The organism is Occallatibacter sp. (assembly GCF_036502485.1).
Classification (GTDB): Bacteria; Acidobacteriota; Terriglobia; order Terriglobales; family Acidobacteriaceae; genus Telmatobacter.
In genome coordinates, this window is record NZ_DASXYM010000093.1 from 1 (window position 1) to 6,108 (window position 6,108).

The window sequence follows — 6,108 nt, forward strand, 5'->3', positions numbered from 1 at the left end:
CGGCGTCGTTCACCACATACAGCATTCCGGTTGGCTGCGGGACCGGCTTCACCCACTGGTCATAGGTCACGAATGCCAAACCATGGCTTCCCCAGCGAGTGAACGCGACCGGCACGCCTGTGAGGCCGGGCAAAGTGAGCGATTGCACGGGAGCGAGAGTCGTCATGTCAAAGGACTGCACCGTGTAGTCGGAGGTGTTGATCTGTGCCGCGGTCTGCCCCAGGACGAAGATGCGGTTGAGGGTGGCATCCGGCACCACCAGCCCGGAAGCGTTCAAGTTTCCCGTCACCGAGAAATCGGACGGGTTGATCACCTGCCCCGTGTCGTCATACAGCATTCCGTTGGCGAGATGGACTTTGCCCACGTAGAGAATCTTGCTTTTCTGCTGCGTCAAGCCTGACGCATCCACGCCGAACTTCAGAATGTCCGCGTCAATGGATGCCGCGTAGATCGTCGAGCCGTCGGGGGTCCACTGTACGTTGTCGATGCGCAGGCGAGGGGAAGCGCTGTTGGAGCGTGCCGTTCCGCTGTCGTAGAGTGTGAAGCCGTGATCCTGCGCGGGCTGTCCGCCATTGATGCTGAATGCCACCGCGGTGGTCTGATTATTCTGCGGATCGATCTCGAGGTCTCCGGCGTAATAGGGCCCAAAGAACGGCTCGTAGCCGAGGTCCCAGCTTGAGGACAAAGACAAGCCTGGCAGCGAGTACTCATACACTTTGTTGAGGGTGCGGAAGCCCAGATACAGGCTCGAGCCATCCGGGGTAATGCGTACCAGGTCCGGGTCGGAAGGTACGGGCGTTGCGCTCGCAACCGTACCGGTCGCTGGATCGAACTGAACCACGGTGTTGGCGTAGCGCCGGTCGGATCCCATCACCGGGAGAACCAGATGCGAGCGGCTCGAATCCCACGCGAGATCGAGGGCATTCAGGTTGTAGGCGGCCAGCTTCACGTCCGCCGGAACCACTGTAAACGCCAGGGAGTTCAAAGCCGCGTCTGCCGCTCCGCCCTGCTCCACGTTGATTACCGCGGTCCCAGCGGTGGTGAGATCAGCCGCCGGAATTGTAGCTGCCAGCGAGGTGCTGTTCACCACCGTGGTCTGAAGCGCCGTTCCGTTCCACGTCACGGCAGCGTCAGCCCCGAAGTGATCGCCCGTCACGGTAAGAGCGAGGTCCGCGGATCCGGCCTGCACGAATTCCGGGCTCAATCCGGTGAATCCTGGTGCGAGCGCCACTTCCGACCCGCCGGTGGTGAAATCCGCCGGTTGTGAGCCGCTGACGAACGCGCCGTCAAGGAGGTACAGATTGCCAGGCGCCTGCGGGATGGGCGACCGCGTTGCGCTTGCCGTAAATGCAAGTCCGGCCTTGCCCCAGCGAAGGAAGGTCATGGGCCAACCCGTCACCTGCGGAAGCGAGATCGTGGCCAGGCGGATGTAGGTGCGGGCGTCAAAAACCGCCACTGTCATTCCCGTGCCATTTGTACCCTGATCGATCGTCTGTCCCAGGAAAAAGACGCGGCCGTTCGTCAGGTCGAGCGCGCAGAGCGGAGAGCGGGAATTCTGAATGTCACGGACGTCGAAGGTTCCCACGACGTCCGCGGAATTCGGATCAACTACGCGTCCACCGTCCGCGTAAATGGAACCCGATGCCGAATCGAAATGGATGGCGCCGTACTCGGTGGGCACCAGGTACCCGAAATTCGATTTCAGGGTGACGCCTGTACCGGCAACGTCCATCACGAAGAGATTGTTGCCCGAGCTCACGCCATCGTTGGCGAAAAGCGTGGCGGCATCCGAGCCCCACGCCAGTGAGGAGTCATCCATCTGGTACGACGCAACGCCATTGGCGCGCATAACGGCATCGTCATAGATCAGCGTTCCGCCAGTGTTGGGACCGGTCCAGTTATAGTTGCCCAGAATCGCGGCGAAAGTATGCGGCGCGCCGGGAGCCACGGCCAGGCCGATGGCGACCTGTTGCCCGACGGTGGGATCAGTCGGGAGCGTCACGGTGAAGCTCGCATCCGGCGTCAGCCCGGGCAAACTGAACCGTTTGATGGAACCATCTGCGAGTCCCGCGTAGAGCAGGCTGTCATCGGCCGAGATGGCGAGCGGCAGAGGATTGGTACCCGCCGGCTGCGGAGAGCCCGCGGACTGCTTCACCGGATCCACAGCGACGATACTGTTGCCGTTTGTCTCGGTGCCGGGAACCGCAGCGTAGATCTTTCCATGCGCCGCATCCCATACGATGTCGCTCGCCATCAGGTTCATTGAAACCAGGCGCGTGGGCGGTACGGCGATGGCAAAGGAAGCGCTGTTCGAGGTTCCTCCCCCCGGAGCCGGATTGACCACCGTGACCTTGGCGGTGCCGACCGACGCAAGGGCGGAGGCAGGCACGCCGGCCTTGAGAGTGGTAGCGCTTGCATAGGTGGTGACAAGCGCCGCTCCGCCCCATTGCACGGTGGATGTGCTGATGAAGCCGGAGCCCGTCACCGTAAGCGTAAAAGCGGCCGCCGATTGCAAAGCGGTGTCGGGCGAGATGGAAGTGATGGCCGGGGAGGGGTTTTGCGGCTGCCCGCCTCCGCTTCCGCCGGAGCTGCTGCCGCCTCCGCCGCAGCCGGTGAGAAGGTTGAAGGCGCAGAATACCGGCAGAAGCGCAGAAAAGCGCATGAATCGCATGGTTGAGCCCTTGAATGGAGTTTGGCCCATCGTAGCACGATTCGCCTGCCGGCCTCTGTGTCGGATTGGCTTGCCAGTGGCCCGGAATTCGCCGGGCCACTGACGCTCAGCCGCGGTGGGGGCAGACCTTGGTGTTGATGCAGGAGTCGGCGAGACGCAGGCGCTCGACGGGACGGCCGTTGACGAGATGCTCTTCGACGATCTCCGCGGCGTCTTCAGGCTTTACAAAGCCGTACCAGACAGCCTCGGGGTAGACGACGACGGTGGGGCCGTGCTCGCACTGGTCGAGGCAGAGCGACTTATTGATGCGGACGTTGTTGACTCCGGCGGCCTTGGTGAGCTGCTGCAACTGGGTGAAGACTTCGCTTTTGCCGTCGGCGGTGCAGGAGGGGCGGGGAGCGCCCTCGGGACGAACGTTATGACAGACAAAGACATGATGCTCGAAAAGCGGCAATCGGTGAATCCTCCTGCTTCTACTTTAAGGGACCAGGGACCGGAGACCAGGGATGAGGGATCGGGGGGACAGGGAGCAGGGAGTAGGGAGCAGGGACAGAGGGGTGGATCAAGTTGCAGGAACTTTCCACAGGAGGGCGCCGGGGGGTAGGGGGCATCTGCGAAAATGAGCGTTGAACATGAGCAAAGACAACCTTCTCGCGCTGAAAGACGATATGGTGGCCTTCATTGAGGGTCACGGGATGCGCCGTCTCCCTGGGTTTGTGACCGAGGACATCTCCTCTGTGCTGTGGGACAGCAAGGGTAGTTCCGAAGCATGGAAAGACTTTGTGGAGATGGCGAAGCAAGTAGGATCGCCGTTTATCACGTTCAGCGAGGTAACGCTGGAGCGCGAGGAACTGGACGCGCTGATTGAAGAAGCCGGGGAGATGAACTTCCCTGACGAAGAAGCGACCGAACTGGTTGAGGCGCAGTGGCTGCGCAAGTACATGGGCATGCTCGGGTACATCCAGCTTGGGTTTGTGTACCAGGGCATTGTGTTTCTGCATGAGACCACGACGGAGTGGTACGAGCGGTACCAGTCGCTGCTGGAAGACGTGGAGAGTTTCCACGATATTGTGATTGACGACGCAAACGACGGCGACGGGGCCGAATAATCCATCGTGGGCACAGCGACAGGCGCGGGAACCCCGGATGTTGGAGCGGCAGTTACTGCGATCAAGTCGTTTCCCAAGCAGCGATGGGTTGTAGCCGCGCCGCATCGTGAAGAGGCCGAAGCGCTGGCGAAGGCCGCGCAACTGCCCGCCGTTGTGGCTGAGCTGCTGGTGGCGCGGGGTATCGCAGACGCGGGGCAGGCGCGCCGTTTTCTTCATCCTGATATTTCGCATTTGCACGATCCGCTGCTGATGCTGGGCATGGCAGAGGCCGTGGCGCGGGTGGAGCGGGCGATTGCGGCGAAGGAGCCGATCCTGCTTTACGGCGACTACGACGTGGACGGCACCACGGCGGTGGTGCTGCTGAAGACGGCGATTGAAATGCTCGGCGGCACGGTGCGGTTCCATGTGCCGCATCGGATCCGCGAAGGATACGGGCTGCAGTCGAGCGTGCTGGAGGCGGCCTACGCGGAGGGCGTGCGGCTGGTGATCACTGTGGACACGGGGATGCGCGCTTTTGCGGAGGCCGATACGGCGCGAAGGCTGGGGCTGGACCTGATTGTGACGGACCATCACCTGCCCAGCGCCAGCGAAGCGCCGCCGGATGCGCTGGCGATTTTGAATCCGAATCAAAACGGCTGCGGGTATCCCGAAAAGTCATTGTGCGGCGCGGCCATCGCGCTGAAGCTGGGGCAGGCACTGCTGGAGCGGCGCGACCCGGCGCGTACGCGCGAAAAGACGCTGCCCAGTTTCTTAAAGATGGCGGCGATCGCAACCATTGCCGATGCGGTTCCGCTGCATGGAGAGAATCGCACGATAGCCGCGCTGGGATTGCGGGAGTTGAGAAGGCCGGTGGGCGCGGGCTTGCGCGCGCTGTTTTCAGCAGCGCAGGTGGATCCGGCAGCGAAGCCGCTCACCGGGTTCGACGTGGCGTTCCGGCTGGCTCCGCGGATCAATGCGGCGGGGCGCATGGATGTTGCGTCGCAGGTGATCGAGCTTTTCTGCACGCGGGACGGTGCACGCGCGAACGAATTAGCTGGAAATCTGGAACTGTTGAACCGACAGCGGCGGGAGGCAGAGGCTGCGGCTCTGAGCATCATTGAGGCCCGCCTCGCGGTGGATGCCGCATTCGCCGCCAACCGGCTGCTGGTGGTGGACGGCGCAGGCTGGCATCGCGGGGTGATCGGGATATTGGCGTCTCGGGTGGTGGAGCGCACGGCCAAGCCGGCCATCGTGGTGAGCGTGGAAGATAACATCGCGCACGGGTCGGGACGATCCGTGGATGGCTTCCCTCTTCTGGAAGCGCTGGAGACGTGCGGGGATCTGTTTACGCGGTTTGGGGGGCACGCGTTTGCGGTGGGGTTCGCGATGCCTGCGGCATCTGTTCCGGAGCTGCGGCGGCGGCTCAACCTGCATGCTGAAGAGCGGCTGGGCGCAAGCGAGCCCGAGCATCTGCTGAGGATTCATGCGGAGCTGCCGCTGGACCGCATCACGGCTGTGCTGGCGGGCTGGTTGAAGAAGCTGGAGCCGCTGGGGCATGGCAACCCCGAGCCGATCTTCATGGCGCGCGGGGTGCGCATCGCGTCGGCGCCGCGGATCATGAAGGAGCGGCACATCCGCCTGGACCTGCAACAGGACGCTCTGCAAGCGGACGGTTTGCAGCAGGGCAGGCTGAGTGCAGGGGCGGAGGGGCGTGTGATGCGGTGCGTGGGCTGGGACTGGGCCGGTCGCTGCCTGAACATGCAATTGTGCGCCGGCAGCCGTGTCGATGTAGCGTATCGCATCCGCGAGAACGATCATCCGCAGTACGGGGGCGTGGAGATCGAAATGGCGGGCATCCGGCCGGCCGAAGCGTAACCGTTCAGCACTTCGAACCAAAAGCAGAGAGGCCCACGGCGAACCGTGGGCCTCAGTGGTTGCGATCAGGGTGTCGGGTTAGCGCTGCGGCTCTCTGGGATGAGAGGGGTGCTCCTGCGGGGCAGGGCGCGACTCCTGACGGGGCTGGGCATGGGGCTGGGCCTGGGGACGCGGCTCTGGCCGAGCTTCAGGACGCGGTTGCGGCGCCGGACGAGACTCAGGACGCGCCTGCGGGGCAGGATGCGATTCCGGACGTGCCTGGGGCTGAGTCTGCGGAGCCGGGCGAGTTTGCTGCTGCGGCATAGGCCGGGTCTCGGGACGGGGTTCGGGGCGAGTCTGAGGCTGGCCCTGAGGAGCCGGACGCGTCTGCTGCGGCTCGGGGCGGGCGCCAGGTTGCTGACCGGGATGATAATCCGGCCGCTGCTGCGCGGGACGATTGCCGGGCTGCGGCTGCGTAGCAGGATGGCCTGCCGG

Annotated in this window: 4 protein-coding genes and 1 pseudogene; 2 read left to right on the plus strand and 3 right to left on the minus strand. The window is 63.7% G+C overall.

Translation table 11 applies throughout. From position 1 onward, the window contains the following. Together VGL22_RS13210 and VGL22_RS13215 are read right to left on the minus strand one after the other, a co-directional pair. A partial coding sequence (locus VGL22_RS13210; RefSeq protein ID WP_465267401.1) for an IPT/TIG domain-containing protein occupies window positions 1-2,662 on the minus strand: 2,662 nt, incomplete at its 3' end. 115 nt (window positions 2,663-2,777) lie between these two features. Continuing rightward, complete coding sequence (locus tag VGL22_RS13215; protein WP_465267402.1) at window positions 2,778-3,125, minus strand: (2Fe-2S) ferredoxin domain-containing protein; 348 nt, start codon at window positions 3,123-3,125, stop codon at window positions 2,778-2,780. Window positions 3,126-3,303: 178 nt separating this feature from the next. Between VGL22_RS13215 and VGL22_RS13220 the strand changes: the two genes are divergently transcribed. Beyond that, complete coding sequence (locus VGL22_RS13220) at window positions 3,304-3,780, plus strand: hypothetical protein (RefSeq protein ID WP_465267403.1); 477 nt, start codon at window positions 3,304-3,306, stop codon at window positions 3,778-3,780. Between the two features lie 6 nt (window positions 3,781-3,786). Beyond that, window positions 3,787-5,634: a single-stranded-DNA-specific exonuclease RecJ gene (recJ, locus tag VGL22_RS13225; protein WP_465267404.1), complete on the plus strand. Its 1,848-nt coding sequence runs from the start codon at window positions 3,787-3,789 to the stop codon at window positions 5,632-5,634. A gap of 78 nt (window positions 5,635-5,712) precedes the next feature. On the opposite strand, the pseudogene VGL22_RS13230 reads toward recJ, so the two are convergent. Then, a pseudogene (locus tag VGL22_RS13230) lies at window positions 5,713-6,108 on the minus strand (hypothetical protein); the annotation flags it as partial.